The sequence below is a fragment of the Bacillus sp. FSL L8-0199 genome (assembly GCF_038005705.1).
Classification (GTDB): domain Bacteria; phylum Bacillota; class Bacilli; order Bacillales; family Bacillaceae_G; genus Bacillus_A; species Bacillus_A cereus.
On sequence record NZ_JBBOTS010000001.1, the window covers coordinates 1,359,315 to 1,383,553 of the forward strand.

The following is a 24,239-nucleotide window of genomic DNA, read 5'->3' on the forward strand; positions in this document are numbered from 1 at the left end:
CAGATTTTAATAAAGGGAGGAATAATCAATGAAAGATGAAACGAAAGTATTTCAATGGTTAAAAGAACAGAATGCTCCTTTTGAAATTCAACTGCAAATTTTACAGGCATTTCAATTGTATAAAGTCATTGTTGAAATGGATAAAAAGTTAATGTTGTATGAGGAGAGAGTATATAGGGAGAGAATGTAATCTCATCCCTGTAATATCGTTTTTAGCTGTTCTGTGCCTGTAATGAATTCGAGTTTATTCTCTGACTCAAAGTTATAAATAATATTATGTAGTAAAAGACTGTATTGATAAAAGATAGTAATGCGATGAATGAGTAATGGATCATGATGAGAAATAAGTGTACTGTACTGTTCATATACAGATGTAGTAAACTCATGTCCGAAATCATAATATAGTCCTGCAAAATCAAAAGCAGGATCGCCAATTTGCGCATCACCAAAATCGATAACACCTGAAATGCTTTTGTTATGCTTGTTAAATAAAATGTGATGATGAGTAAAATCAGCGTGAATGATTGTATTTTGAAAAGTGGATGTAGCTAAACATGCAAAGAAATTTTCAAATAAGCGATTTAAGGCTAGTTTCTGTAATGAAGTAAGGCTAGTAGTGAGATATTGGTTTAATTTTGTTTGTAGCTCTTTCCAGTAGGTACATGTTTTTTCAATAGGGAAACATAGCGTTGTAACTTGGTGTAAAGGAATGCTATGTAGTACCGCAAGGAAAGTAGCTAATTGTGTAATAATTGCTTTCAGCTCTGGATCCTCCAGCGTGGCAACTGTGTCTGTTTTTAATGGTTCACCATGAATGAGAGTATAGTAACTACAAAGAGGAACCTCATCAGATTCATTTTTATAAATTAGGTGATATTGTGGAACTTCGATTTCTTGTAGTGATTGAGTGAGAATTGCGCATAGTTCTTTTTCTAACGGAATTCGCATCGCATATTCCTGTTTTCGTGGGAAACGAAGCAATAGCTCATCATTTACTATAACTGCTACATTATCCCATCCTTCTTCATTTTGTTTATATGAATGTATAGAAAGATTAGGCAAAGCTTCTTTTATATAATGTTTGTAAGAGTCCATAATTGTTCCTCGTTTCTAAGTTAAGTTATTCCACTTTATGATATCAGAATTTTCTTTCTATATGTTAAAATATAGCTATCATTATGAAGAAGGACGGGAGTATTACGAAAAAAAGACTGTTAATCAGTTCTCTATGTATCGCTTTTGTATTGTTTTGGTCATATAAAGAGGAGGTTTTTGCTACCTTTAAACCGATTGATCAGTACGAGTTAAATAAGGAGTTAAAGAACAAAAGTATAGAAAATTTAACTCATAATGAAATGAGAAAGGTAGGAGAGCATTTTGTGACCGAGCAACTATCAGTGTTTGGGTCTACTAATAAAGAAGATGTGAAACGAAAAGGTGAAGAACTATTTTTAAATAGAGGGTATGAACAATTAATGGGAAATTATTATCCAAATCGTTTTCGAGATTTAGAGTATAAATTTACAAACGAGGAGGTACGTGAAGAGACCGATGAGAGTTTTCTTTATCAAGCTGTAGCGTACGTTGCGGGTACTGAAAATGGTAAGAGAAGTGAAATGAAATTGAATTATGAAGTGAAAATTGTAAAGGTTAATAATATATTTATGGTGCTAGAACAAAAGCAGCGCGTACAATAAAGGAAATTCATTGCTCAATAGAACATTTTGGGGGTGTACTACTTAATGCGGAATAAAAAGGCCCTCAAGGAATAAAGGGCCTTTAAAGATTTTCATTTTGTTGACCAAGTTCTTTTTGAGCAATATATAAATTTCCTTGCTCCACTTGTTTAAGGGTATGAACAGAATCTCCTGCATATCCTTTTTGTGTTTTAACAGTTCTTTTTGAACGATTGGAATCTTGTTTCTTCATATAATAGGCCACCTTTCATCAAAAATAAACGAAAATGATAAGTATGAGTAATACAGCAGCGAAAATGGTAATGCCCATTAAAAACGAAGTGTTTTTATATTTAGGTGGCTTATGTACATCTTGCCGATATCCAGGTGAAATTTCAGGGGCAAATTCTTCATCGAATGATTGCTTTTTTTCTTTGTCGTCCATATGTACCCACCTTTCTTTTTCATTATATTATACGTTACAAGAAAAAATATGCATAAAGAAAACAGCCGCTTTATTATTAGCGGCTGTTTTGTGTTGTATATTTTCGTTGTACTTGAAAGAGACGGATAAGTAGGAAGGCAGCGCCAAATGCTAGACCGATAATAAGACCGATCCAATAGCCTTTTGCGGCCCATTCTGTATACGTTGCTAATATATAACCTAGTGGTAGACCTATTATCCAATAAGCAATTAAAGTCATAATTAGAGCGACATTTACATCTTTATAACCACGCAGAGCTCCTTGTACAGGAGTTGCAATTGCATCTGAAATTTGAAATAAAATCGCAAAGATAAGAAATTCTTTTGCTAAATGATGAACTTTTGCATCTGTCGTATAAATAGAAGCAATTTGATCATCAAAGAAGTAGAGAAGAATCGAATATAATAAAGCAAAGGCAAGGGCTAATCCAATTCCAATCAGTCCGTATTGTTTTGCATTATCGAAACGTTTTGCACCAACTTCGAATCCGACCGCAATAGTCATTGCCATTGCTAAACTTAGCGGAGTCATATATAACAAGGAAGCAAAGTTCATAGCTGCTTGGTGAGCTGCAATAGTTGTCGTACTAAAATTACTCATCATAAGCGTTACCGCAGCGAAAATACTCGTTTCAAAAAAGATAGCAAATCCGATAGGGACGCCAAGCTTTAAGAATGCTGTCCAACTCGAAAGAGAAGGGCGGTATAATTGTTTGAAAATGTTGAAAGAGGCAAAAGGCTCTTTCGTCTGAATAATAATGACTGTAATAATTAAAATGCACCAATATGTTGCAGTGGAAGCAATTGCCGCTCCGACACCACCAAGCTTTGGGAAACCGAAGTTACCAAAGATTAATAAGTAATTTAATATTACGTTAATTGGTAATGATAGTAATGTAATAATCATCGTTGTTCGAGTTTTTCCTAATGCATCAATAAATCCACGTAAAACCGTGTAAGTGAATAAAGGTATAATTCCTATTGCGATAATACTTAAAAATTGAGCTGCAATACGTTCCACAGGTTCTTCTAAGCGCATGCCGTTTAAAATAGGTGAAACGACGAAGAAACCGATGAGGATAACAACGAAGCTAGCACAAATTGCTAAATAAACTGCTTGTATGACAACGTGAGGAACGTCCTCTTTTTTCTTGGACCCAACGAGCTGGGCAACAATGGGAGTCGTGGCCATTAAAATCCCTGTTAACCCAGTACTAACTGGAATCCATATACTTGTTCCAATTGCGACACCTGCTAAATCAGTTGGGCTTGCATGTCCTGACATTGTTGTATCGAAAAAGCTCATCGCAAATAATGACATTTGCGTTACGAAAATCGGAAAAAATAGTAATACAAATTGCTTTAACTTTTGTGAGAATGAAGTAGTTTCTTTCATAAAATCCCCTTTCCGTATAAAAAAACAAACTCTTACTATCATACAATTTAATCAAAGATTAGAAAAGAAATACGCGCCTACAACATATGAAACCAATAAAAAAAAGGATGCACTTTGAAAAGGGATAAGGTATTATGATAAGGTGTGAAAAAATTACATATTATTTGTTATTAAGGAGGCACTACTTGTGGCTGATTGGTTAATTGGTTTAATCATGGGTGCTGTTGAAGGGTTAACAGAGTTTCTACCAGTATCATCAACAGGACATATGATTTTAACAGGACATTTAATTGGATTTGACGATGAGAGAGCGAAAGTTTTTGAAGTTGTTATCCAATTGGGATCGATTTTAGCAGTTGTTGTTATATTTTGGAAGCGTCTATGGTCGTTAGTTGGAATAGGTAAAGTAACAGACGGACCATCGTTAAATTTATTACATATTATTATCGGGATGATTCCTGCCGGGGTACTTGGCGTATTATTCCATAGCACTATTAAAGAGGTTTTATTTGGTCCAGGACCAGTTGTTATTAGCTTAGTAGCCGGTGGTATTTTAATGATTGTTGCTGAGAAGTTTTCAAAACCAAGTACAGCAAGAACGTTAGATGAAATCACATATAAACAGGCATTTACAATTGGAATGTTCCAATGTTTAGCTCTTTGGCCAGGATTTTCTCGTTCTGGTTCTACAATAAGTGGTGGTTTATTAGCTCGCGTGTCGCATACAGCGGCAGCTGAATATACGTTCATTTTAGCGGTACCGATGATGGTAGCTGCAAGTGGCTTAGATTTAATTAAAAGCTGGGATGTATTAAGCTCAGCAGATATAACGCTATTTGTAACAGGATTTGTAACTGCATTCGTTGTTGCGATGCTTGCAATTGTTTCATTCTTGAAATTATTATCTCGTGTAAAACTAACACCGTTCGCTTATTATCGTTTCATTTTAGCTGCGGTATTCTATTTCTTCATTATGTAAAATAAAAACCTGCCGAGCTCGGCAGGTTTTTATTTTACTAATTTTTCTATCATGTTTTCCATTACATGTTCCCAAAGAGAAGTATCATCAGCTAATGTAGCACGGAAATTAGCATACATTTCTTTTTGTTTTTCTTCGAATGTTGGATCTTCTTTTTCAGGTAATGTAGCGCGCATTGAAGTTACTAATTCTTGTACTTTTGGAGCGCGTGGTCCAAAGACGGCTTGTTCATTTCCATCTTTATCAATGAAAATAAAGATTGGAATCGCACGTGCTGTTCCATTTGTTAAATATTGATCCATTAATTCTAAGTTTTCATCGCGAATTAATAAACGCATATCAATATTTGCAACTTCAGAAATTCGTTTCATAACAGGTACGCATAAAAGAGCATCGCCACACCAATCAGCAGTTAATACGATAACACGCCAGCCATCATTTTGACGTTCTTCTAATACAGGAAGTAATTCATTTGGAATTAAAAAATTATTGTAAATGTGTAGTAGCTCGTATTGGTTTACTTGCATTTCATTCACATATGTATCAAAGGACATACCTTTATCAGCCCATTGTTGTAAGTTCATAATTAACACCTCTTTAGTAAGATTTGCTTTCATTGTACCAACTTTTATATAGAAAAGCTTGTATTCTTACTCTTTCTTGTCACTTAATAATTTATTTAATAGAAAAAAGAATAGTACGACACATAATTCAGTTAAGTTGGACATTTGTACGCTTTCTATCCAATCATCAGCAGTACGAATGACGAACCAATCTAGTGTAATTTCAATGAATGAGAAAAGAGTGAGAGAAATCCAATTTGGCATGTTTTGAGTCAATGGATATAGCAGCGCTTTGAAGAAACTGAAAATAAATAATGTAATACCATCTAAGAAAGTGATTAATAAAAAAAGAGAAGTAAAGCAGTACGTGAACTATACGCTATACCTGTAATTTGAAAGATTCCTACATATACAAAAAATATAAATGTAAAAACTATAATGAGAAAAAGAGCAATAATACTAATGATAATTGTTTTATCTTTTAGGCTGAGATTTGAGAACCTATCCTCCTCATGCATTAAAATACCCCTTTTTCTGGAAGTTGACTTCATTTTATCATGAAATACATATTAAAAAACTACGAATTATGGGAAAATAAGGTGACAAAAAGTAAGATTTCATGTAAAATTATTAATAAGGTTTTTATTTAACTAAATGAAATAAAAGGAGCTGTCAATGTTGTCTCAAAATCGAGAGCAATTAATGGAAGAACTATCGACAAATGTGTTTGCTATGTTTCGCACGTTGCGTAATGATATCGGAAAAATATTCGGTGGTTACATACCGTGGAATGAATTCATCGTCCTAAGAATATTAAATCGTACGAATAAAGAAATGGTATCGCGTGTAGCAAATGAATTAAATGTGTCGAATAGTCATATTACAGCTGTTACAGAAAAATTAATTAATAAAGGTTTTGTAACTCGTTCACGTTCTACATCAGATCGCCGAGTTGTGTATTTAGAGATTACAGAACAAGGGAAAGATTTAGTTGCGAAAATGGAAGATGCGAAAAAACAATATTTACAAGAAAGATTCTCTGCACTTTCAGAAGATGAAATGAATGTAATGATTTCAATTTCCAAAAAACTTATTTAAGTGATTATAAACAAGAAAACGCTTACGTGATAAAATAGAAGGTCTTCCTTATAGATGGGAGATCTTCTTTCGTGTGTAATAGATGTTAATAAATAAAATGTGTATGAAAAAAGATAGAGCGCCATACTACTAATACAAGGAAGGAGGGAGAAATATGACGAATCGTAACGGTAGTAAAGGGAGCGGTAATCAAGGATCACCAAAGTCCGGCCAATTTAATCAGGAATTTAGCACTGAATTTGAAACTGGTAATGATAATAAAGGAAAAGAATATCGTTCTAAAAAAGGGAGTAAATCAAAAAAGGAGTGAAATAATTCACTCCTTTTTTGATTTACGATGCTGCCGATTGATCCGTATTATATTTTTCTTCTGATTTTGCGACAATCATTGCGCAAATTGCATCCCCAGAAATGTTTACAGCTGTTCTAGACATATCTAGAATACGGTCAATACCGATAATTAAAGCGATACCTTCTACTGGTAGATTTACTTGATTTAAAACCATTGTAAGCATTACAAGTCCAACACCAGGTACACCAGCAGTACCGATACTAGCTAGTACAGCAGTTAATACGACCATAGCTAATTGCGGTAATGTAAGTTCAACTCCGTATACTTGAGCGATAAATACAGTGGCTACTCCTTGCATAATGGCAGTACCATCCATATTAATAGTTGCCCCTAGTGGTTGTACAAATGAGCTTATCGCTTTTGGAACGCCAAGCTTATCTTGTGCTGTTTTCATTGCAAATGGAAGCGATGCATTAGAGCTAGATGTACTAAATCCAATTGCCATTACTGGTCCGAAATGTTTAAAGAAACGAACAATACTTTCTTTTGCTAATACCTTTAATAAGCCGCCATATACAAAGACCCCGTGAATAATGAGTACTAACATAACGACAATCATATACTTGAACATCGCAGCGACGCCTGCAAGACCCATTTTACCAACGGATGAAGCGAGCAAACCGAATGTTCCAATTGGGGCTAATTTCATAACGAGATTAACAAGATACATCATTAATTCGTTGCCCTGTTCAAGTAATGAATGGATACCTTGAACTCGTTTTCCTAAAATAGCTATACCGAGTCCAATCAATACGGCAAAGGCAATGATTTGTAACATGTTTCCGTCAGCCATGGCTTTTGCTGGGTTATCTGGTACGATATTTAACAATGTGTCGACGAAAGATGTTTCAGTTTTTGCACCTTCATACTTAAGACCTTCTGTTTTAAAATTACCGCCAGCTCCTGGTTTTATAATAAGTGCAAATGTAACCGCTATAGAGATGGCAACCGCAGTTGTTACGAGAAAGAATGAAATTGATTTTAAACCGATTCTTCCAAGTTGTTTCGGATCTCCAAGACCGGCAGCACCAAGTACGATAGAAATGAACACAACAGGAACAACTAGCATTTTAATAAGTCGAATAAATAATTGACCAATTGGGTTGAACACATATTGATTTAGTGGCTCAAAGATAGATGGAGCAGCTAAATTTAGAGTGAGTCCAACAACTAGACCTAGGAATAATGCGATTAAGATTGCTTTTGTTTGTTTCAATAAAATCCCCCCTTTTGTTTTTGCAAAATTTCTTTCTAAAGTAATTATACCGAAAAAATACCTAATTTGACAATATTTTCTTAATTTTTTGTTTTAATTTAAGTGTAGATAGACTGATTTTGTGTTTGGAAAATAAAATAGACCATCACATAGGATGGTCTAGGGAAGGGGACAATTTATGTCAATTTAATTAGGGATGGAAGTTGCTTTAAGACACTGGGGAATGTCTTATAAATTAGGGAGGAACAACTTCGATACATATACTATAAAAGGTAGGTGTGACTCTCATGTGAACATAGGGTGAAAGAGAGAGGGAGTTTTAAATAAAAGGTAGAAAGACAAAAAAATAAGACCATCATTTATAAGATGGTCAAGGAAGGGGACAATTTATGTCAATTTAATTAGGGATGGAAGCTGTTCAAAGACACTGGGGAATGTCTTATAAATTAGGGAGGAACAACTTCGATACATATACTATAAAAGGTAGATGTGACCTCTGTGTGAACATAGGGTGAAAGAGAGAGGGAGTTTTAAATAAAAGGTAGAAAGACAAAAAAATAAGACCATCATTTATAAGATGGTCAAGGAAGGGGACAATTTATGTCAATTTAATTAGGGATGGAAGCTGCTTTAAGACACTGGGGAATGTCTTATAAATTAGGGAGGAACAACTTCGATACATATACTATAAAAGGTAGATGTGACCTCTGTGTGAACATAGAGTGAAAGAGAGAGGGAGTTTTAAATAAAATGAAAATTTAATGAGTGTTTTTTGTTCATCCCCTGTTGATTATTAGCTTTAACCAATCGGGCGTTTATTGCCCACAAATAGTGGAATAAAAGATAGAGCAAACAAAAAATAAGACCATCATTTATAAGATGGTCAAGGGAAGGGGACAATTTATGTCAATTTAATTAGGGATGGAAGCTATTCAAAGACACTGGGGAATGTCTTATAAATTAGGGAGGAACAGCTTCGATACATATACTATAAAAGGTGGATGTGACCTCTATGTGAACATAGAGTGAAAGATATGGGGATTTGAAAAATAGTACATATGAAATTGTTATTGCTAGCAATATTGAGTTAGGATATAGAGTTTTCCAGCATAAAAACGAAAAGGAATCTGAATATAAATAAAAGTTGTAATCTATGAAAAAAAAGATTATGCTCAACTATATTATGAGAATATAAGGTTTGTCCCAATTATTTAAGGGCTTTTAAAAAGCTTTTTATTTATGAGGGGAAAGTTTCACTTTAATAAGGGAGTTAGTGATATGAACGTAACAAAAAAACAAGGGCTGTATAATCGTCTTATACGATTAAACCCACCACAAATATTAGCATTAGGCTTTTTCTGCTTAATTGTGGTTGGCGGTTTGTTATTAAAATTACCATTCGCAACGAAAGCACATATTAGTTGGGTAGATGCTTTCTTTACAGCAACTTCAGCAGCGACCGTAACTGGTTTGGGAGTAGTGGATACAGCAAGTACATTTACGATGTTTGGCGAAATTGTTATTATGTTTTTAATTCAAACAGGTGGTCTAGGTCTTATGACAATTGCCATTTTAATTGTTTGGGTACTAGGTAAAAAAATCGGATTACGCCATCGTTTATTAATTGGAGAAGCATTTAATCAAACCAATATAGGTGGTCTTGTAAAATTAGTAAAGCGTGTCTTTATATTTTCGATTTGTATTGAACTTATTGGGGTCATTTTTTTATCGTTTCGCTTTATTCCAGAGTTTGGTTTTGGAAAAGGTTTATACTATAGTATTTTTCATGTAATTGCATCTTATAATAATGCAGGATTTGCTTTATGGCCAGATAATTTAACAAGATATGTAGGGGATCCCATTATTAATATTGGGATTTGCTCTTTAATTGTAATCGGAGGACTCGGTTTTACCGTATTAATTGATATATGGTATAGTCGCAGTTTTCGAAAATTATCACTTCACTCAAAAATAATGATTATTGGAACAGTAGTGCTAAATGTTATAGCAATGATTGTAATTTTTGTATTGGAATATAATAATGTGAAGACGTTAGGGAATTTATCTTTAAATGAAAAACTATGGGCTTCCTTCTTTCAAGGTATTACTCCGCGGACAGCTGGATTTAATACGGTTGACTATGGAGGTATGGAAGAATCATCTATATTATTTACGATGATTTTAATGTTTATTGGTGCAGGAAGTGTATCGACAGGTGGAGGAATTAAATTAACGACGTTTGTTATCTTAATTACATCTGTCCTTTCTTTCTTTAGAAAAAAGGAGGAAATTGTTTTATTTCAGCGTACAATTAAAATGTCGACAGTAACGAGGGCATTAGCAATTGCTGTTGCCAGTCAAATACTTATTTTAGCAGCGGTATTCATATTAATGCTTACAGAAAACTTCAGCTTTATTCAATTATTATTTGAGACAATATCAGCGTTTGGCACAGTCGGATTAACGATGGGAATTACTGCACAGCTATCGGCGTTCGGAAAATGTATTATTATGTTTGTTATGTTCTGCGGATTAATTGGACCATTAACACTTGTGTTCTCTTTAGCGCGACCAGCAAAACAAAAAATAAAATATCCATCGGAAGATGTGTTTACAGGATAAGGTATCCCGCGTTAAGCGAGATACCTTTTTCTTTTTTAGAACAGGGAAAACAATAGACCAATAAGTGCTACTCGGAATAAAATTGCGATAAGTGCAGCAATCCCACCGACAACTGCAGCGATACCGCCAGTTACAGTAGCTCCGCGATTATAAGCGTAAATACCGAGTAAAACAGAAACAAGACCAAATAGTGTTGGAAATGTAAATAGCGATAAGATAGATAGCGCAAGAGCGATAAAACCAGCAGTTGATCCAGCAGCGGACGATTTTACAACATCTTTATCGTCTTTATCATCGTAATTATAATCAATGCGTTGTGGTGCAACCTCAGCGGCGTACTCTTCTTTATAGTCACTATCTATTCTATCTCTTCTTTTATAATCATCAAATTTCTCAGTCAAAGTCATGACTCCTTTCATAACAAGGTTCAATAGTAGTATGTATCTCTTTTTCTTTTTTATCCTGCTATTTGTGGGAGTCGAGCTACGTACACATCCCACTGATTAAAGTTTCACTATACCGGAGCATGTACAGGGAGTAGTATCTTTTAAAAGGAGGAAAATGTTTTCTTGAAATAGGAAAAGTTAGTATGACTTCCTCTATTTTGGAAAGTATAAAAAGGAATAATGAGGAAAGGGTGCAATACATAATGGAACATCCAATTGAAAATTTAATGAAAACGGCAATGACAAATTTAAAAGAGATGGTAGATGTAAATACAATTGTTGGGAGCCCGGTTTCAACAGCTGATGGAAATGTAGTATTAACAGTATCTCAAGTGGCTTTTGGTTTTGGAGCTGGTGGAAGTGATTTTAAAGGGGATTTCATTGCTGAAAAACATAACGGTGGGCAAAATCAGCATAAAGAGAACAAGCAAGGGCATCCATTTGGAGGAGGAAGCGGGGCTGGGGTTTCCATTAGTCCAGTAGCTTTTTTAGTAGTTGGTTCTAATGGGGTGCAAGTATTACATCTCAACAGCAGTACACATTTAATTGAAAAGGCTTTAAATACTGTACCAAGCACTGTAGATAAATTTGTGAATGGTCGTCAAAAGTGAACTTGCATTTTTTAGGAATTATGATATATTAGAAAAAGTGCGCTTTAGGATGATCGGAATAATTGAAATGTAAATATATATGATGTGTGGAATAAGGGAGAGGAATTTATGATTAATATCAAAAACTTAGTAGTTGGCTTATTTATGTTAGTAAGCGGCTTTGTTGTATATGTAATAAAAGAAAAAGCTCCATTCTAAAACAGACAAACCGTTAATGTCTGTTTTTAATTTACCGAAAAAAATTGACAAGTTATTGTATTGGTGTTATAATTTTAATTCGTGTCTCGGTTACAGCTAGTGTAAAGTAAATATCTCTTATGAATGCAATACGAAAAGTTTGCGAAAGATCGGGTAATTTTATCAACAACTTTTGTGAACAAACCCTATAAATTGTATTTGTAAGCTATATATGTATACTAGTGAATCAAGGAGCGGTCAGTGGAACCGTAATGATGAGAGAGAGGTAGGGCTTTCATCCAGTATATGTTACTTTCCCGTTAGGTGAATATAAAAAAGAGGACTCCTTTTAAAAGGAGTCCTCTTTCATTTTTTAAGTGCGACTTTCAACTTGTTGACAAATTTCATCCGTTGTTAAACCGTGAGCTGTAATGACTGATCCTTTAATTGATGTATCTGCAATGCCCATCACATTAGAATCTTGCCCAGTTACAACGCAACAATCACACCCTTGTGCATCCTGTTCTGAGTTAAGTGTAACAACTTCATGACCTTGTTGTTGAAGAGCTTGTTGAACGTCTGTTAATGAGTTTTCAACGCCAATTCTAGCCATAATTCTCACCTCCTACCATCTAATTGCTAGTATGCTCAAGTTCACTGCATATATTTATGAAAAGACGGTAGGAAGTAAATCTTTGTTTAGTCGTTATATACGCCAGTAAGCATTTGACTAACGAATTGATCGTTTAATGTATCTTGTGCTGAAGAAGTATTTGAATGGATGTCGATTGAAGCAATAAAATGATTATGTTCTTTCGTATTTGGTTCTACCTCTACGTAATTATCGAATTTACAAAAACCTTTCGTATCCATTAGATCAAATAATTGCAGCATTTCTACTACCTCTTGTCTCGTTCCTTTAATTTGTACACACGCCATATTTATTTCCTCCTTTATTTTGACAAATTGTTTTTTAAAAATAGGATTATGATTACGAAATGAAAAATATGAATGTTATTTTTAGACAGCGCTATTTTTGTTATTTTCCCCCTTTTTCAGCAAAAGTCGTTATATATTCCCAGATTTATAAAATCGGACGTCCGTTTATTGAATACAATAGATTCGTATCAATTGATGAAAATCCTTCTTTTAAACAAATATTTTTTTAGTGGAAATTAGCGAAAAAAATTTTTGGTTTTTTTGTAAACGTTAACAATGTTGTTAAATCAGTATAAGCAAAGAAGTACGTACGATTAAAAATTATAAATTTTCTAAAAATTCACTTGATTTATTTAGAAAGGAGAGTAAACTAGGAAACAATAAAAAATTCATAGAACATAGGAGGCGCTTCTAGTGAATGAGCAATGGATTTTCTTAAATGGAGAATTTGTTCCAAAAGATGAGGCAAAAGTTTCAGTATATGATCATGGCTATTTATATGGCGATGGAGTGTTTGAAGGAATTAGAGTTTATAGCGGTAATGTTTTCCGTTTGAGAGAGCATCTTGTCCGGCTGTATGAATCAGCAAAATCAATCCTTTTAGAAATTCCATATTCATTAGATGAAGTAACAAATATTGTTGTTGAGACGATTCGACAAAATAAATTATCTAATGGATACATTCGCCTTGTTGTATCAAGAGGAGCAGGAAATCTTGGATTGGATCCCGATTCATGTAAGAAGCCGAATGTAGTAGTAATTGCAGAACAATTATCTTTATTCCCGCAAGAATATTATGAGAAAGGGATTCCAGTTGTAACGGTTGCAACGCGCCGAAATCGTCCCGATGTTTTATCCCCTCAAGTAAAATCTTTAAATTATTTAAACAATATTTTAGTTCGTATTGAAGCGAAATTAGCTGGAGTACAAGAAGCACTTATGTTAAATGATCAAGGATATGTAGCTGAAGGATCAGGAGATAACGTGTTTATTGTTAAAGGAAATAAATTAATTACACCACCAAGTTCTGCTGGAGCGTTAGAAGGTATTACACGAAACGCCATTTTAGAAATCGGCGAAAAACTTGGGTATGACGTAAGAGAAGAGTTATTTACAAGACATGATGTATATGTAGCTGATGAAGTGTTTTTAACAGGAACAGCTGCTGAAGTGATTGCTGTTACGACAGTAGATGGTAGAACGATTGGCTTAGGGCAAACAGGTCCACATACGAACCGTTTATTAGAAGAGTTTCGTAAGTTAGTTGTAGAAGATGGAGAGAAAATTTACGAAGAAAATAAAGTTGGATAACAACTTTTTTAACATAAGAAAGCGTTGATAGGGAGGAGTAGTTGATTGTGAAGCCTCACAGAGAGTCGGTGGTTGCTGAAAACCGATGGTTCACGTCGACGAACATCGCCCTTGAGTGCTAAGCTAAAGCATTTGTCTAGGCTTAGACGGTAGCTCCGTTATTAGCTAGATCCATTTATGGATCACTGAGGCAAGAGTATTCTTGCGAAGAAGGGTGGTACCGCGAAATCTTTCGTCCCTTCAGCACATAGCTGGAGTGTGGACGTAGGATTTTTTTATTGTATAAAAGTTTGAAAAAGGGGGCTTATAAGAACAATGTCTTCAAAAACGGAAGAGAAACTGGCAACTGGTGCACAGCTATTGTTAGAAGCGCTAGAAAAGGAAGGGGTAGAAGTGATTTTCGGTTATCCGGGTGGTGCCGTTTTACCTCTCTATGATGCATTGTATGATTGTGAAATTCCGCATATTTTAACAAGGCATGAGCAAGGGGCAATTCACGCTGCTGAAGGATATGCCAGAATTACAGGGCATCCAGGGGTTGTAATTGCAACGAGTGGACCAGGTGCTACAAATGTAATTACGGGTCTAGCTGATGCAATGATTGATTCATTGCCACTTGTAGTATTTACAGGCCAAGTAGCAACAACGTTAATTGGGAGCGATGCTTTTCAAGAGGCAGATATTATGGGACTTACGATGCCAGTGACAAAACATAACTATCAAGTGCGAAAGGCCTCAGATTTACCTCGAATTATTAAAGAAGCATTTCATATTGCTAAAACAGGAAGACCAGGACCAGTCGTTATTGACCTTCCGAAAGATATGGTAGTCGAGAAAGGTGAGCGATGTAGCAATGTACAAATGGATTTACCAGGATATAACCCTAATTATGAACCGAATCTACTTCAAATAAACAAATTACTCAAAGTAATTGAAACCGCAAAAAAACCGTTAATTTTAGCTGGAGCGGGTATATTGCATGCGAAAGCTTCGAAAGAATTGACAAGTTTTGCTCGTAAATATGAAATTCCTGTTGTGCATACATTACTTGGTCTCGGTGGCTTTCCACCAGATGATGAACTATTTTTAGGAATGGGAGGAATGCACGGTTCTTATACAGCCAATATGGCGTTATATGAATGTGACTTACTCATTAATGTAGGTGCGAGATTTGATGATCGGCTTACAGGGAATTTAGCTTATTTTGCTAAAGGGGCTACTGTTGCACATATCGATATCGATCCAGCAGAAATCGGGAAAAATGTGCCGACTGAAATTCCTATTGTTGCAAGTGCTAAGCGGGCATTGGAAGTATTACTTGAACCAGAAGGGGGAAAAGAAAATCATCATGAATGGATCACTTTATTAAAGGGGAGAAAAGAACAATATCCATTCTCTTATAAAAGAAATTCTGAAAGTATTAAGCCCCAATACGCAATTGATATGTTATATGAAATTACGAAGGGAGAAGCGATTGTAACAACAGACGTTGGGCAACACCAAATGTGGGCAGCCCAATATTATCCGCTGAAAAATCCAGATAAATGGGTAACTTCTGGTGGATTAGGAACGATGGGGTTTGGATTTCCAGCAGCAATCGGTGCGCAAATTGCAAAGCCTGAGGAACTAGTTATTGCAATTGTCGGTGACGCCGGATTTCAAATGACCTTGCAAGAATTAAGTGTGTTAAAAGAACACTCGTTGCCTGTTAAAGTATTTATCTTAAATAATGAAGCTTTAGGAATGGTAAGACAATGGCAAGATGAATTTTATAATCAAAGATACTCGCACTCTTTATTGTCGTGTCAACCAGATTTCGTCGCTCTTGCGAATGCGTATGGCATAAAAGGAGTTCGCATAGAGGATCCACTTCTTGCAAAGAAGCAAATACAGCAGGCGATTGAATTACAAGGACCAGTCGTAATTGATTGCCGTGTACTTCAATCAGAAAAGGTAATGCCGATGGTTGCGCCAGGGAAAGGTGTTCACCAAATGGAGGGAGTGGAAAAAAGGTGAAGAGAATTGTTACAGCGACAGTTCGAAATCAAAGTGGTGTGTTAAACCGAATTACAGGGGTTATGACACGAAGACATTTTAATATTGAAAGTATTTCAGTAGGTCATACGGAATCATCGGACATATCGCGGATGACGATTGTTGTACACGTTGAAAATGAACAGCAAGTGGAGCAGTTAATTAAACAACTTCATAAGCAAATTGATGTTCTGAAAGTATCAGATATTACAGAAGAAGCGATGATTGCTAGAGAACTTGCACTTATTAAAGTAGCAACATCAGTAGCAAGAGCAGAATTATATAGTTTAATTGAACCGTTTCGAGCCGCTGTAATAGATGTTGGGAAGGATTCCATAGTTGTGCAAGTAACAGGTACGCAAGATAAAGTAGAAGCGTTAATCGAATTACTTCGTCCATACGGTCTGAAAGAAATTGCTAGAACAGGTGTAACAGCATTTACACGTAGTATGAAAAAACAAGATAAGCAAGTTATGTTAATTCAATAATCATTTAAATATAGGGGGAAATGAAAATGGCAAAAGTTTATTATGAGAAAGATGTAACAGTAAATGTATTAAAGGAAAAGAAAGTAGCAATCATCGGATATGGCTCGCAAGGTCATGCACATGCGCAAAATTTACGTGATAACGGATTTGATGTAGTAGTAGGTTTAAGAAAAGGTAAGTCTTGGAATAAAGCGAATGAAGATGGATTTTCTGTATATACAGTAGCAGAAGCAGCGAAAAAAGCTGATGTAGTAATGATTCTACTGCCTGATGAATTACAACCAGAAGTATATGAAGCTGAAATTGCACCAAATTTACAGGCTGGAAACTCTCTCGTGTTCGCACATGGATTTAATGTTCACTTTGATCAAGTAAAACCACCAGCTAATGTAGATGTATTTCTAGTAGCGCCAAAAGGACCGGGGCATCTCGTACGCCGTACGTTCGCCGAGGGCGGGGCTGTTCCTGCATTATTTGCAGTATATCAAGATGCAACAGGAGTTGCGACTGAAAAAGCACTTTCTTATGCTGACGGAATTGGAGCAACGAGAGCTGGTGTACTAGAAACGACGTTTAAAGAAGAAACAGAAACAGATTTATTTGGAGAGCAAGCTGTACTCTGCGGCGGAGTGACTGCACTTGTAAAAGCAGGGTTTGAAACGTTAGTTGATGCAGGATATCAGCCTGAACTTGCATATTTTGAATGTTTACATGAACTGAAGCTAATCGTTGACCTTATGTACGAAGGTGGACTTGAAAATATGAGATATTCAGTTTCAGATACAGCGCAGTGGGGAGACTTCGTATCAGGACCACGCGTTGTTACTGAAGATACGAAGAAAGCGATGGGGGCAGTATTAGCAGAAATTCAAGATGGTACATTTGCAAGAGGATGGATTGCAGAACATAAAGCAGGAAGACCAAATTTCCATGCGACAAATGAGAAAGAGAATAAACATGAAATCGAAGTAGTTGGACGTAAATTACGTGAAATGATGCCTTTCGTACAGCCGCGAGTAAAGGTAGGGGTTAAATAATATGAAGCAGGTTTTGTTCATGGATACAACGCTTCGTGATGGCGAACAATCACCAGGAGTAAATTTAAATGAACAAGAGAAATTACAAATTGCTAGGCAATTAGAGAGGCTTGGTATTCATGTAATGGAAGCTGGATTCGCGGCAGCTTCCGAAGGCGACTTCCAATCGGTAAAACGTATTGCGAATACAATTCAAAATGCTACGGTTATGAGTTTAGCTAGAGCGAAAGAAAGTGACATTCGAAGAGCATATGAAGCTGTGAAAGGTGCTGTATCCCCTCGTCTACACGTATTTCTAGCTACGAGTGATATTCATATGAAATATAAACTTTGTATGTCAAAAGAAGATGTGTTAAATAGTATTCATCGCTCGGTTACGCTTGGAAAATCATTATTTCCGACAGTACAATTTTCTGCAGAAGATGCGACAAGAACATCGAGAGCATTTTTAGCTGAAGCAGTAGAAATTGCGATTCGAGCAGGAGCGAATGTAATTAATATTCCGGATACAGTTGGATATACGAATCCGGAAGAGTATTATTCTCTTTTTAAATACTTACAAGAATCCGTTCCTTCATATGAAAAAGCAATTTTCTCTTGTCATTGTCATGATGATCTTGGGATGGCAGTAGCAAATTCATTAGCTGCGGTTGAAGGCGGAGCGTTGCAAGTAGAAGGAACAATTAATGGAATTGGAGAAAGAGCAGGTAATGCGGCGCTAGAAGAGGTCGCAGTTGCTCTTCATATTAGAAAAGATTTCTATAAGGCGGAGTCTTCTATGATGCTAAAAGAAATTAAAACGACGAGTACATTAGTAAGCAGATTAACAGGTATGGTTGTACCGAAAAATAAAGCGATCGTTGGAGCGAATGCTTTTGCTCATGAATCCGGAATTCATCAAGATGGTGTTTTAAAAGAAGTGACAACATATGAAATTATTGAACCAGCGCTAATAGGCGAATCTCAAAATCTATTCGTACTTGGAAAACATTCTGGACGTCACGCGTTTACAGAAAAAATGAAAGAGCTTGGCTATGAATTTACAAAGGAAGAACGAGATGCGGTGTTTGAAGCGTTCAAAAAATTAGCTGATCGTAAGAAGGAAATTACTGAGGAAGATTTACGTGCGCTTATGCTTGGTGAAGCAGCATTTGCAGCTCAGCAATATAACATTACGCAACTACAAGTTCATTTCGTATCAAATAGTACACAATGCGCGACAGTTGTACTAAAAGACGAAGAAGGAAATGCATACGAAGATGCAGCCACTGGTTCTGGTAGTATTGAGGCGATCTATAATGCAATCCAAAGAATTTTAGGATTAGAATGTGAATTGGTGGATTATCGCATACAATCTATTACACAAGGTCAAGACGCACTGGCTCATGTTCATGTTGAATTAAAAGAAGGAACGCATCAAGTATCAGGTTTTGGTGTTGCGCAAGATGTATTGGAAGCGTCGGCAAGAGCATATGTCCATGCAGCAGGGAAATTAAAATCTCTTATAGCGCTTGTGAAATAAATATTTGATAGGTGAGAGAAGCTTTCCTCACCTATCAAATTAAAGTTCTGAAAATTCAATTAAAAGGAGTGTTAAAAATGGAAAAACGTATCGTTTGTTTAGCTGGTGATGGTGTTGGTCCAGAAGTAATGGAAAGTGCGAAGGAAGTATTGCATATGGTAGAAAGGCTATATGGACATCATTTTCATTTGCAAGATGAGTACTTTGGTGGTGTTGCTATCGATTTAACTGGGCAACCATTACCACAGCGAACACTTGCCGCCTGTTTAGCGAGTGATGCGGTTTTACTTGGAGCAGTAGGTGGACCAAGGTGGGATAGTGCGAAAGAAAGGCCTGAGAAAGGATTATTAGCATTAAGAAAAGGACTCGGTGTATTTGCGAATGTTCGCCCTGTAACGGTAGAAAGTGCAACTGCACATTTATCACCATTAAAAAACGCTGATGAAATTGATTTCGTTGTCGTTCGTGAATTAACAGGCGGAATTTATTTTTCTTATCCGAAAGAGCGAACGGAAGAAGTGGCGACAGATACACTTACGTATCATCGCCATGAAATTGAACGTATCGTTTCGTATGCTTTTCAATTAGCGAATAAGCGGAAGAAAAAAGTAACATCTATTGATAAAGCGAATGTTTTAGAGTCTAGTAAATTATGGAGAACTGTGACAGAAGAAGTAGCAATTCGCTACCCAAATGTGGAAGTAGAACACATTTTAGTAGATGCAGCAGCTATGGAATTAATTCGGAATCCAGGAAGATTTGACGTTATTGTAACGGAAAATTTATTTGGTGATATTTTAAGTGATGAGGCTTCAGTATTAGCTGGATCATTAGGAATGCTTCCATCAGCAAGTCACGCTGAAAAGGGACCTTCATTATACGAGCCTATTCACGGATCAGCACCGGATATTGCGGGGAAAAATAAGGCGAATCCAATTGCGATGATGCGTTCTGTTGCAATGATGCTTGGGCAATCGTTCGGATTAACGAGAGAAGGATATGCAATTGAAGAAGCAGTTTCTGCAGTCCTTAAATCAGGAAAATGTACAGCAGATATCGGGGGGACTGAAACGACAACTTCATTTACAAAGGCAGTTATTCAAGAAATGGAAGAGCAAGCGTTAGTAGGGAGAGGAAGATAATGGGGAAAAGGTTACTAGATAAGCTTTGGGAAAGACATGTAGTTGTGACTAATGAAAATGGATTGGATTTATTATATATCGATCTACATCTTGTTCATGAAGTAACGTCACCGCAAGCCTTTGAAGGCTTGCGGCTTACAAATCGAACAGTCCGCAGACCAGATTTAACATTTGCAACGATGGATCATAATATTCCAACGAAAGATGTTTGGAATATTACCGACCGCATTGCGAAGCAGCAACTAGATACACTTCGGGAAAACTGTAAACAATTTCAGGTGCCATTAGCGGATATCGGAGATGAAGAGCAAGGGATCGTTCATGTAATAGGACCAGAACTTGGGCTCACACAGCCAGGAAAAACGATTGTTTGTGGTGATAGTCATACAGCAACACACGGTGCTTTTGGCGCACTAGCGTTTGGTATTGGTACGAGTGAAGTGGAACATGTATTGGCAACGCAAACGTTATGGCAACGAAAGCCGAAAGCGATGGGCATTGAGTTAAAAGGAAAGTTACCGCAAGGTGTTTATGCGAAAGATATTATTTTACACCTTCTTTCAAAGTACGGAGTAGCAGTTGGAACAGGTTACGTAATGGAATTTTACGGAGAGGCCATTCATGCTATGGATATGGAAGAGAGGATGACGCTTTGCAATATGGCAATTGAAGGGGGAGCAAAGGCTGGCATTATTGCACCAGATGAAAAAACGGTTACTTACGTAAAAGGGCGTAAATATGCACCGAAAGACTATGAATCTATTAAGAAAAAATGGTCAGAACTTTATACAGATTTAGATGCAGTTTATGATTTACATATTCTAGTAGATGTTACGGATTTAGCGCCGTACGTTACGTGGGGAACAAATCCTAGTATGGGCGTTCGGATTGATGAGAAATTGCCAGAAAAGCATGATGCAAATGACGAAAGAGCGTTTTCTTATATGGGATTGAGTCCCGGACAAAGTACGTATGACATTCCAGTTCAACATGTTTTCATTGGATCTTGTACAAATTCCAGGCTTTCTGACTTAGAAATTGCTGCATCTGTCGTGAAAGGTAAAAAAGTAAAAGAAGGTGTGCGAGCACTTGTTGTACCTGGATCTCAAAGGGTAAGAGAAGCAGCGATGCATAAAGGGTTACATCGCATATTTGAAGAAGCTGGATTTGAATGGAGAGAGCCCGGATGCTCAATGTGTCTAGGTATGAATCCAGATCAAGTGCCTGAAGGGGAACATTGTGCCTCTACGTCAAATCGCAATTTTGAAGGAAGACAAGGAAAGGGAGCACGAACGCATTTAGTTAGCCCGGCAATGGCGGCAGCGGCTGCGTTATATGGTCATTTTGTTGATATTAGAAAGGAGAGTTATGATGGAGCCATTTCGTATTCATAAAGGTACGGCCGCAGTACTGATGAATGATAACATTGATACAGATCAAATTATTCCGAAGCAATATTTAAAGAGAATTGAAAGAACTGGGTTTGGGAAGTTTTTATTTGATGAATGGCGATATGATAATAATCGCCAAGAAAACCCTAATTTCCCGCTTAATGCACAAGAAAGAAAAGGAGCCAGCATATTAATTACAGGTGATAATTTTGGATGTGGCTCATCTAGAGAACATGCTCCATGGGCACTTGCTGATTATGGTTTCCGCGTTATTATCGCTGGAGGATTTGCCGATATCTTTTATATGAATTGTATGAAAAATGGCATGTTACCGATTGTAATGGATAAAGATATGCGTGAACAACTTGCTAAAACAGATGCGGGGGAACAAATTACAGTTGATTTAGAAAATGAAATAATGACAACGAATACGCATAGATTCCATTTTACAATCGAGAAAATGTGGAAAGAGAAGTTATTAAATGGTTTAGATGAAATTAGTATTACAATGCAATATGAACAAGAAATAAAAGAGTATGAAAGAAAAGTGGCTTTACATTAAAAAAATGACGGAATATTAAAAATGTATTTACATTCAAAATTAACTGTTATATACTATGTGAAAATCAGAGGAGAAAGGGAGTAAGTATTATGAATATCGTGCAATCTATTACAATGCTTACACAACTACATCATCATACATGAAACCCTTGAACCTAGCGTGAAAACGTGTAGGTACAAGGGTTATTCCCGTTGTACCTACACTCTACTGAAGAGCCTTGTAGGTATTTTGTCTACAAGGCTCTTTTTATTTTCGGCTTAGAGGAATGAAATAGGCATACATTAGAAGGGGAAAGGTGTGAAAATTTAGATGACAAAATGGAAACGAGCAAACCCGAATGGAACGAGAGATTATTTATTCGAAGAATGTACGTTAATTGAAGAAGTAGAACAAAAACTAAGACTTACTTTTTTAGAGAGAGGTTATGAGGAAATAAGAACACCTACAATTGAATTTTATGATGTTTTTGCATTTCAAAATAGACCGATAGATGAAGAGAAGATGTATAAATTTTTTGATGAAAAGGGAAGGATTATCGTTTTACGTCCAGATATGACAATTCCTTTAGCGAGAGTTATTGGAACACAGAGACGGGATACGCCACTTAAAGTGACGTATAGCGGGAATGTATTTCGAGCGAATGAATCCCATTCTGGAAAATATAATGAAATCGTACAAAGTGGTATTGAAGTTATCGGGATTGATAATGTAAGAGCTGAAATTGAATGTGTAATAAGTGTCATTCAAGCACTTCAAAAGTTGAAGGTGCAATCTTTTACAATTGAGATTGGGCAAGTACAGTTATATAAATGTATTGTAAAAAAACTCTCCATCCATGATGAAGAAGAAAGGGTACTTAGAACATATATAGAAAGTAAAAATTATGCTGCCCTCTCAAATTTTATCGGAGAAAAGAAATTAGATCGATGCGATGAGACAGTAAGGTTACTTGAGAAATTGCCAAGGCTATTTGGAAATTTAGAAGTTATTGAGGAGGCAGAAAAGCTTGCTTCAAGTAATGAAATGAAAATGGCAATTGCAAGAATAAAAGAAATGTATGAAACAATTGAAACGTTAGGATATGGTTCTTACATATCAATTGATTTGGGCATGATTCAACACTTAGATTACTATACGGGTGTTATTTTCAAAGGATATATATATGAAATTGGAGAAGAAATCGTTAGTGGCGGAAGATACGATGAGCTAATTGGCAATTTTGGAGAAATGCTGCCAGCTGTTGGACTCGCGGTACAAGTAAATCAAATTGTGAAGGCGCTGCAAGAGCAGCAAGAACCATATGAACGAAATCAAATTGATATTGTGATTCATTATGAGTTAAATACAATAGCGGAAGCAGAAAGGCTACGAAATTTACTTCGAAAGGATGGAAAAAATGCTTGGTTATCTCTATTCTCTAATTTAAGCGATACCTTTCAATTCGCAAGAAAAAATAAAATAGGAACGGTCGTTGAGGCAAAGAATGAATACTTAGTGGAATATGTATGGAATGAGAAATGGGTAGTCCAGAAAGAAGGAGAGGCTTCATGCGTAACATTCAAATTGCGTTAACGAAAGGAAGATTAGAAAAACATGTCATTCCACTTTTTGAGCAGATTGGAATTGATTGTTCCGAGCTCAAAAATAAAGGTCGGAAGCTTGTATTTCAAAGTAAAAATACAAATATTTCATTTATTTTAGTAAAAGCGGTTGATGTTGCTACTTATGTAGAACATGGGGTAGCTGATATTGGCATCGTTGGAAAAGATATTTTAATGGAAAACGAGAAAGATATTTATGAAATGCTGGATTTAGGAGTGGGGATTTGTAAGTTTTGTGTGGCATCTATTCCTACGTATAATCCGAAGAGTTACCGGAAGAAAAGAATTGCTACGAAATACCCGCATATTACTTCTACTTATTTTCATGATAAGGGAGAGGATGTAGAAATTATTAAAATAGAAGGTTCTGTAGAAATCGCTCCTCTTCTTGGATTGGCGGATGCAATTGTAGATATTGTTGAAACAGGAAAAACATTACAAGAGAATGGACTCATTGTATTTGAGGAAATGCACTCTATATCGGCTCGGATGATTGTGAATAAGGCAGCTTTAAAAACTAAAAAAGACGAAATATTCAGTATTGTAAATATGATGGAGCAAGAAATCTTATCAGGGAAATAGGAGGATTTAA

27 protein-coding genes, 1 pseudogene and 1 other annotated feature are annotated in these 24,239 nt (G+C 36.1%); of the genes and pseudogenes, 18 read left to right on the forward strand and 10 right to left on the reverse strand.

What is annotated here, in order from left to right; genetic code table 11:
- Positions 1-28 precede the first annotated feature (28 nt).
- Complete coding sequence (locus NST86_RS07095; protein ID WP_000651084.1) at positions 29-190, forward strand: hypothetical protein; 162 nt, start codon at positions 29-31, stop codon at positions 188-190.
- A 2-nt stretch (positions 191-192) separates the two neighbouring features.
- Here NST86_RS07095 and NST86_RS07100 read toward each other — a convergent pair whose 3' ends face one another.
- Complete coding sequence (locus tag NST86_RS07100) at positions 193-1,095, reverse strand: aminoglycoside phosphotransferase family protein (protein ID WP_227593263.1); 903 nt, start codon at positions 1,093-1,095, stop codon at positions 193-195.
- Positions 1,096-1,178: 83 nt separating this feature from the next.
- Between NST86_RS07100 and NST86_RS07105 the strand changes: the two genes are divergently transcribed.
- Positions 1,179-1,697, forward strand: coding sequence for a hypothetical protein (locus tag NST86_RS07105; protein ID WP_061662881.1), 519 nt, complete (start codon positions 1,179-1,181; stop codon positions 1,695-1,697).
- Positions 1,698-1,779: 82 nt separating this feature from the next.
- On the opposite strand, the gene NST86_RS07110 is transcribed toward NST86_RS07105, so the two are convergent.
- The 3 genes from NST86_RS07110 to NST86_RS07120 all read right to left on the reverse strand — a co-directional run bounded on the left by NST86_RS07110 (position 1,780) and on the right by NST86_RS07120 (position 3,556).
- Entirely contained in the window at positions 1,780-1,929 is a 150-nt protein-coding gene (locus NST86_RS07110; RefSeq protein ID WP_000743742.1) for a hypothetical protein, read from the reverse strand.
- Positions 1,930-1,947: 18 nt separating this feature from the next.
- Positions 1,948-2,121: a hypothetical protein gene (locus NST86_RS07115; RefSeq protein WP_000341062.1), complete on the reverse strand. Its 174-nt coding sequence runs from the start codon at positions 2,119-2,121 to the stop codon at positions 1,948-1,950.
- Positions 2,122-2,197: 76 nt separating this feature from the next.
- On the reverse strand, positions 2,198-3,556 hold the full coding sequence (locus tag NST86_RS07120; RefSeq protein ID WP_000665550.1) for an MATE family efflux transporter: 1,359 nt from the start codon (positions 3,554-3,556) through the stop codon (positions 2,198-2,200).
- 187 nt (positions 3,557-3,743) lie between these two features.
- Here NST86_RS07120 and uppP point away from each other — a divergent pair, with 187 nt between their 5' ends.
- Positions 3,744-4,535, forward strand: coding sequence for a bacitracin resistance undecaprenyl-diphosphatase (uppP, locus tag NST86_RS07125; RefSeq protein WP_000796256.1), 792 nt, complete (start codon positions 3,744-3,746; stop codon positions 4,533-4,535).
- Positions 4,536-4,564: 29 nt separating this feature from the next.
- Here the strand turns inward: uppP and NST86_RS07130 are convergent, their stop codons facing one another.
- Positions 4,565-5,152, reverse strand: coding sequence for a thioredoxin family protein (locus tag NST86_RS07130; RefSeq protein ID WP_001999429.1), 588 nt, complete (start codon positions 5,150-5,152; stop codon positions 4,565-4,567).
- 33 nt (positions 5,153-5,185) lie between these two features.
- Positions 5,186-5,616, reverse strand: a pseudogene (locus tag NST86_RS07135) (YrvL family regulatory protein).
- A 160-nt stretch (positions 5,617-5,776) separates the two neighbouring features.
- Here NST86_RS07135 and NST86_RS07140 point away from each other — a divergent pair.
- Both NST86_RS07140 and NST86_RS07145 read left to right on the forward strand, forming a co-directional pair.
- Positions 5,777-6,196, forward strand: coding sequence for a MarR family winged helix-turn-helix transcriptional regulator (locus NST86_RS07140; protein ID WP_000081432.1), 420 nt, complete (start codon positions 5,777-5,779; stop codon positions 6,194-6,196).
- A gap of 154 nt (positions 6,197-6,350) precedes the next feature.
- Complete coding sequence (locus tag NST86_RS07145) at positions 6,351-6,506, forward strand: hypothetical protein (RefSeq protein WP_000184928.1); 156 nt, start codon at positions 6,351-6,353, stop codon at positions 6,504-6,506.
- A gap of 22 nt (positions 6,507-6,528) precedes the next feature.
- On the opposite strand, the gene NST86_RS07150 is transcribed toward NST86_RS07145, so the two are convergent.
- Positions 6,529-7,764, reverse strand: a complete 1,236-nt coding sequence (locus tag NST86_RS07150) for a dicarboxylate/amino acid:cation symporter (RefSeq protein ID WP_000814809.1) — start codon at positions 7,762-7,764, stop codon at positions 6,529-6,531.
- A 1,278-nt stretch (positions 7,765-9,042) separates the two neighbouring features.
- On the opposite strand from NST86_RS07150, the gene NST86_RS07155 reads away from it, so the two are divergent.
- Positions 9,043-10,386, forward strand: a complete 1,344-nt coding sequence (locus NST86_RS07155) for a TrkH family potassium uptake protein (RefSeq protein ID WP_001103324.1) — start codon at positions 9,043-9,045, stop codon at positions 10,384-10,386.
- 35 nt (positions 10,387-10,421) lie between these two features.
- Here the strand turns inward: NST86_RS07155 and NST86_RS07160 are convergent, their stop codons facing one another.
- Positions 10,422-10,787 carry a hypothetical protein gene (locus tag NST86_RS07160; protein WP_016117465.1) on the reverse strand — a complete coding sequence of 122 codons (366 nt, stop codon included), beginning with the start codon at positions 10,785-10,787 and terminating at the stop codon, positions 10,422-10,424.
- Between the two features lie 188 nt (positions 10,788-10,975).
- Here NST86_RS07160 and ytfJ point away from each other — a divergent pair, with 188 nt between their 5' ends.
- Entirely contained in the window at positions 10,976-11,443 is a 468-nt protein-coding gene (gene ytfJ / locus NST86_RS07165; RefSeq protein WP_016117466.1) for a GerW family sporulation protein, read from the forward strand.
- A gap of 108 nt (positions 11,444-11,551) precedes the next feature.
- Positions 11,552-11,641, forward strand: coding sequence for a hypothetical protein (locus NST86_RS07170; protein ID WP_000608227.1), 90 nt, complete (start codon positions 11,552-11,554; stop codon positions 11,639-11,641).
- Between the two features lie 352 nt (positions 11,642-11,993).
- On the opposite strand, the gene NST86_RS07175 is transcribed toward NST86_RS07170, so the two are convergent.
- On the reverse strand, positions 11,994-12,233 hold the full coding sequence (locus NST86_RS07175) for a YkuS family protein (RefSeq protein ID WP_000101022.1): 240 nt from the start codon (positions 12,231-12,233) through the stop codon (positions 11,994-11,996).
- A gap of 86 nt (positions 12,234-12,319) precedes the next feature.
- Positions 12,320-12,559, reverse strand: a complete 240-nt coding sequence (locus NST86_RS07180; RefSeq protein ID WP_000752512.1) for a DUF3911 family protein — start codon at positions 12,557-12,559, stop codon at positions 12,320-12,322.
- Between the two features lie 414 nt (positions 12,560-12,973).
- Here NST86_RS07180 and ilvE point away from each other — a divergent pair, with 414 nt between their 5' ends.
- The 10 genes from ilvE to hisG all read left to right on the forward strand — a co-directional run bounded on the left by ilvE (position 12,974) and on the right by hisG (position 24,229).
- Entirely contained in the window at positions 12,974-13,870 is an 897-nt protein-coding gene (ilvE, locus tag NST86_RS07185; RefSeq protein ID WP_001005486.1) for a branched-chain-amino-acid transaminase, read from the forward strand.
- Positions 13,871-13,885: 15 nt separating this feature from the next.
- Positions 13,886-14,113 (forward strand) — a binding site (T-box leader).
- A 72-nt stretch (positions 14,114-14,185) separates the two neighbouring features.
- A complete protein-coding gene (ilvB, locus tag NST86_RS07190) occupies positions 14,186-15,886 on the forward strand; it encodes an acetolactate synthase large subunit (RefSeq protein ID WP_000095835.1) in 1,701 nt (566 codons plus the stop codon).
- Positions 15,883-16,392, forward strand: coding sequence for an acetolactate synthase small subunit (gene ilvN / locus NST86_RS07195; RefSeq protein WP_000822946.1), 510 nt, complete (start codon positions 15,883-15,885; stop codon positions 16,390-16,392). The genes ilvB and ilvN overlap by 4 nt, the downstream gene beginning before the upstream one ends.
- A gap of 26 nt (positions 16,393-16,418) precedes the next feature.
- Positions 16,419-17,429 carry a ketol-acid reductoisomerase gene (ilvC, locus tag NST86_RS07200; protein WP_001151749.1) on the forward strand — a complete coding sequence of 337 codons (1,011 nt, stop codon included), beginning with the start codon at positions 16,419-16,421 and terminating at the stop codon, positions 17,427-17,429.
- 1 nt (position 17,430) lies between these two features.
- Positions 17,431-18,951: a 2-isopropylmalate synthase gene (leuA, locus tag NST86_RS07205; RefSeq protein ID WP_000815754.1), complete on the forward strand. Its 1,521-nt coding sequence runs from the start codon at positions 17,431-17,433 to the stop codon at positions 18,949-18,951.
- A gap of 77 nt (positions 18,952-19,028) precedes the next feature.
- On the forward strand, positions 19,029-20,093 hold the full coding sequence (gene leuB, locus NST86_RS07210; protein ID WP_000415380.1) for a 3-isopropylmalate dehydrogenase: 1,065 nt from the start codon (positions 19,029-19,031) through the stop codon (positions 20,091-20,093).
- Complete coding sequence (gene leuC, locus NST86_RS07215; RefSeq protein ID WP_086423860.1) at positions 20,093-21,487, forward strand: 3-isopropylmalate dehydratase large subunit; 1,395 nt, start codon at positions 20,093-20,095, stop codon at positions 21,485-21,487. Before leuB ends, leuC begins: the two co-directional genes overlap by 1 nt.
- On the forward strand, positions 21,465-22,046 hold the full coding sequence (gene leuD, locus NST86_RS07220; RefSeq protein WP_000433183.1) for a 3-isopropylmalate dehydratase small subunit: 582 nt from the start codon (positions 21,465-21,467) through the stop codon (positions 22,044-22,046). The genes leuC and leuD overlap by 23 nt, the downstream gene beginning before the upstream one ends.
- A gap of 309 nt (positions 22,047-22,355) precedes the next feature.
- Positions 22,356-23,618, forward strand: a complete 1,263-nt coding sequence (locus NST86_RS07225; RefSeq protein WP_000170290.1) for an ATP phosphoribosyltransferase regulatory subunit — start codon at positions 22,356-22,358, stop codon at positions 23,616-23,618.
- Entirely contained in the window at positions 23,594-24,229 is a 636-nt protein-coding gene (hisG, locus tag NST86_RS07230; protein WP_001244486.1) for an ATP phosphoribosyltransferase, read from the forward strand. The genes NST86_RS07225 and hisG overlap by 25 nt, the downstream gene beginning before the upstream one ends.
- Positions 24,230-24,239: the final 10 nt, after the last annotated feature.

Bases quoted from the DNA above. Each gene is read 5' to 3' on its own strand.
- NST86_RS07095 (WP_000651084.1), top strand. From the start codon at position 29: ATGAAAGATGAAACGAAAGTATTTCAATGGTTAAAAGAACAGAATGCT.
- NST86_RS07100 (WP_227593263.1), bottom strand. From the start codon at position 1,095: ATGGACTCTTACAAACATTATATAAAAGAAGCTTTGCCTAATCTTTCT.
- NST86_RS07105 (WP_061662881.1), top strand. From the start codon at position 1,179: ATGAAGAAGGACGGGAGTATTACGAAAAAAAGACTGTTAATCAGTTCT.
- NST86_RS07110 (WP_000743742.1), bottom strand. From the start codon at position 1,929: ATGAAGAAACAAGATTCCAATCGTTCAAAAAGAACTGTTAAAACACAA.
- NST86_RS07115 (WP_000341062.1), bottom strand. From the start codon at position 2,121: ATGGACGACAAAGAAAAAAAGCAATCATTCGATGAAGAATTTGCCCCT.
- NST86_RS07120 (WP_000665550.1), bottom strand. From the start codon at position 3,556: ATGAAAGAAACTACTTCATTCTCACAAAAGTTAAAGCAATTTGTATTA.
- NST86_RS07130 (WP_001999429.1), bottom strand. From the start codon at position 5,152: ATGAAAGCAAATCTTACTAAAGAGGTGTTAATTATGAACTTACAACAA.
- NST86_RS07145 (WP_000184928.1), top strand. From the start codon at position 6,351: ATGACGAATCGTAACGGTAGTAAAGGGAGCGGTAATCAAGGATCACCA.
- NST86_RS07155 (WP_001103324.1), top strand. From the start codon at position 9,043: ATGAACGTAACAAAAAAACAAGGGCTGTATAATCGTCTTATACGATTA.
- ytfJ (WP_016117466.1), top strand. From the start codon at position 10,976: ATGACTTCCTCTATTTTGGAAAGTATAAAAAGGAATAATGAGGAAAGG.
- NST86_RS07170 (WP_000608227.1), top strand. From the start codon at position 11,552: ATGATTAATATCAAAAACTTAGTAGTTGGCTTATTTATGTTAGTAAGC.
- NST86_RS07175 (WP_000101022.1), bottom strand. From the start codon at position 12,233: ATGGCTAGAATTGGCGTTGAAAACTCATTAACAGACGTTCAACAAGCT.
- NST86_RS07180 (WP_000752512.1), bottom strand. From the start codon at position 12,559: ATGGCGTGTGTACAAATTAAAGGAACGAGACAAGAGGTAGTAGAAATG.
- ilvB (WP_000095835.1), top strand. From the start codon at position 14,186: ATGTCTTCAAAAACGGAAGAGAAACTGGCAACTGGTGCACAGCTATTG.
- ilvC (WP_001151749.1), top strand. From the start codon at position 16,419: ATGGCAAAAGTTTATTATGAGAAAGATGTAACAGTAAATGTATTAAAG.
- leuA (WP_000815754.1), top strand. From the start codon at position 17,431: ATGAAGCAGGTTTTGTTCATGGATACAACGCTTCGTGATGGCGAACAA.
- leuB (WP_000415380.1), top strand. From the start codon at position 19,029: ATGGAAAAACGTATCGTTTGTTTAGCTGGTGATGGTGTTGGTCCAGAA.
- leuC (WP_086423860.1), top strand. From the start codon at position 20,093: ATGGGGAAAAGGTTACTAGATAAGCTTTGGGAAAGACATGTAGTTGTG.
- leuD (WP_000433183.1), top strand. From the start codon at position 21,465: ATGGAGCCATTTCGTATTCATAAAGGTACGGCCGCAGTACTGATGAAT.
- NST86_RS07225 (WP_000170290.1), top strand. From the start codon at position 22,356: ATGACAAAATGGAAACGAGCAAACCCGAATGGAACGAGAGATTATTTA.
- hisG (WP_001244486.1), top strand. From the start codon at position 23,594: ATGCGTAACATTCAAATTGCGTTAACGAAAGGAAGATTAGAAAAACAT.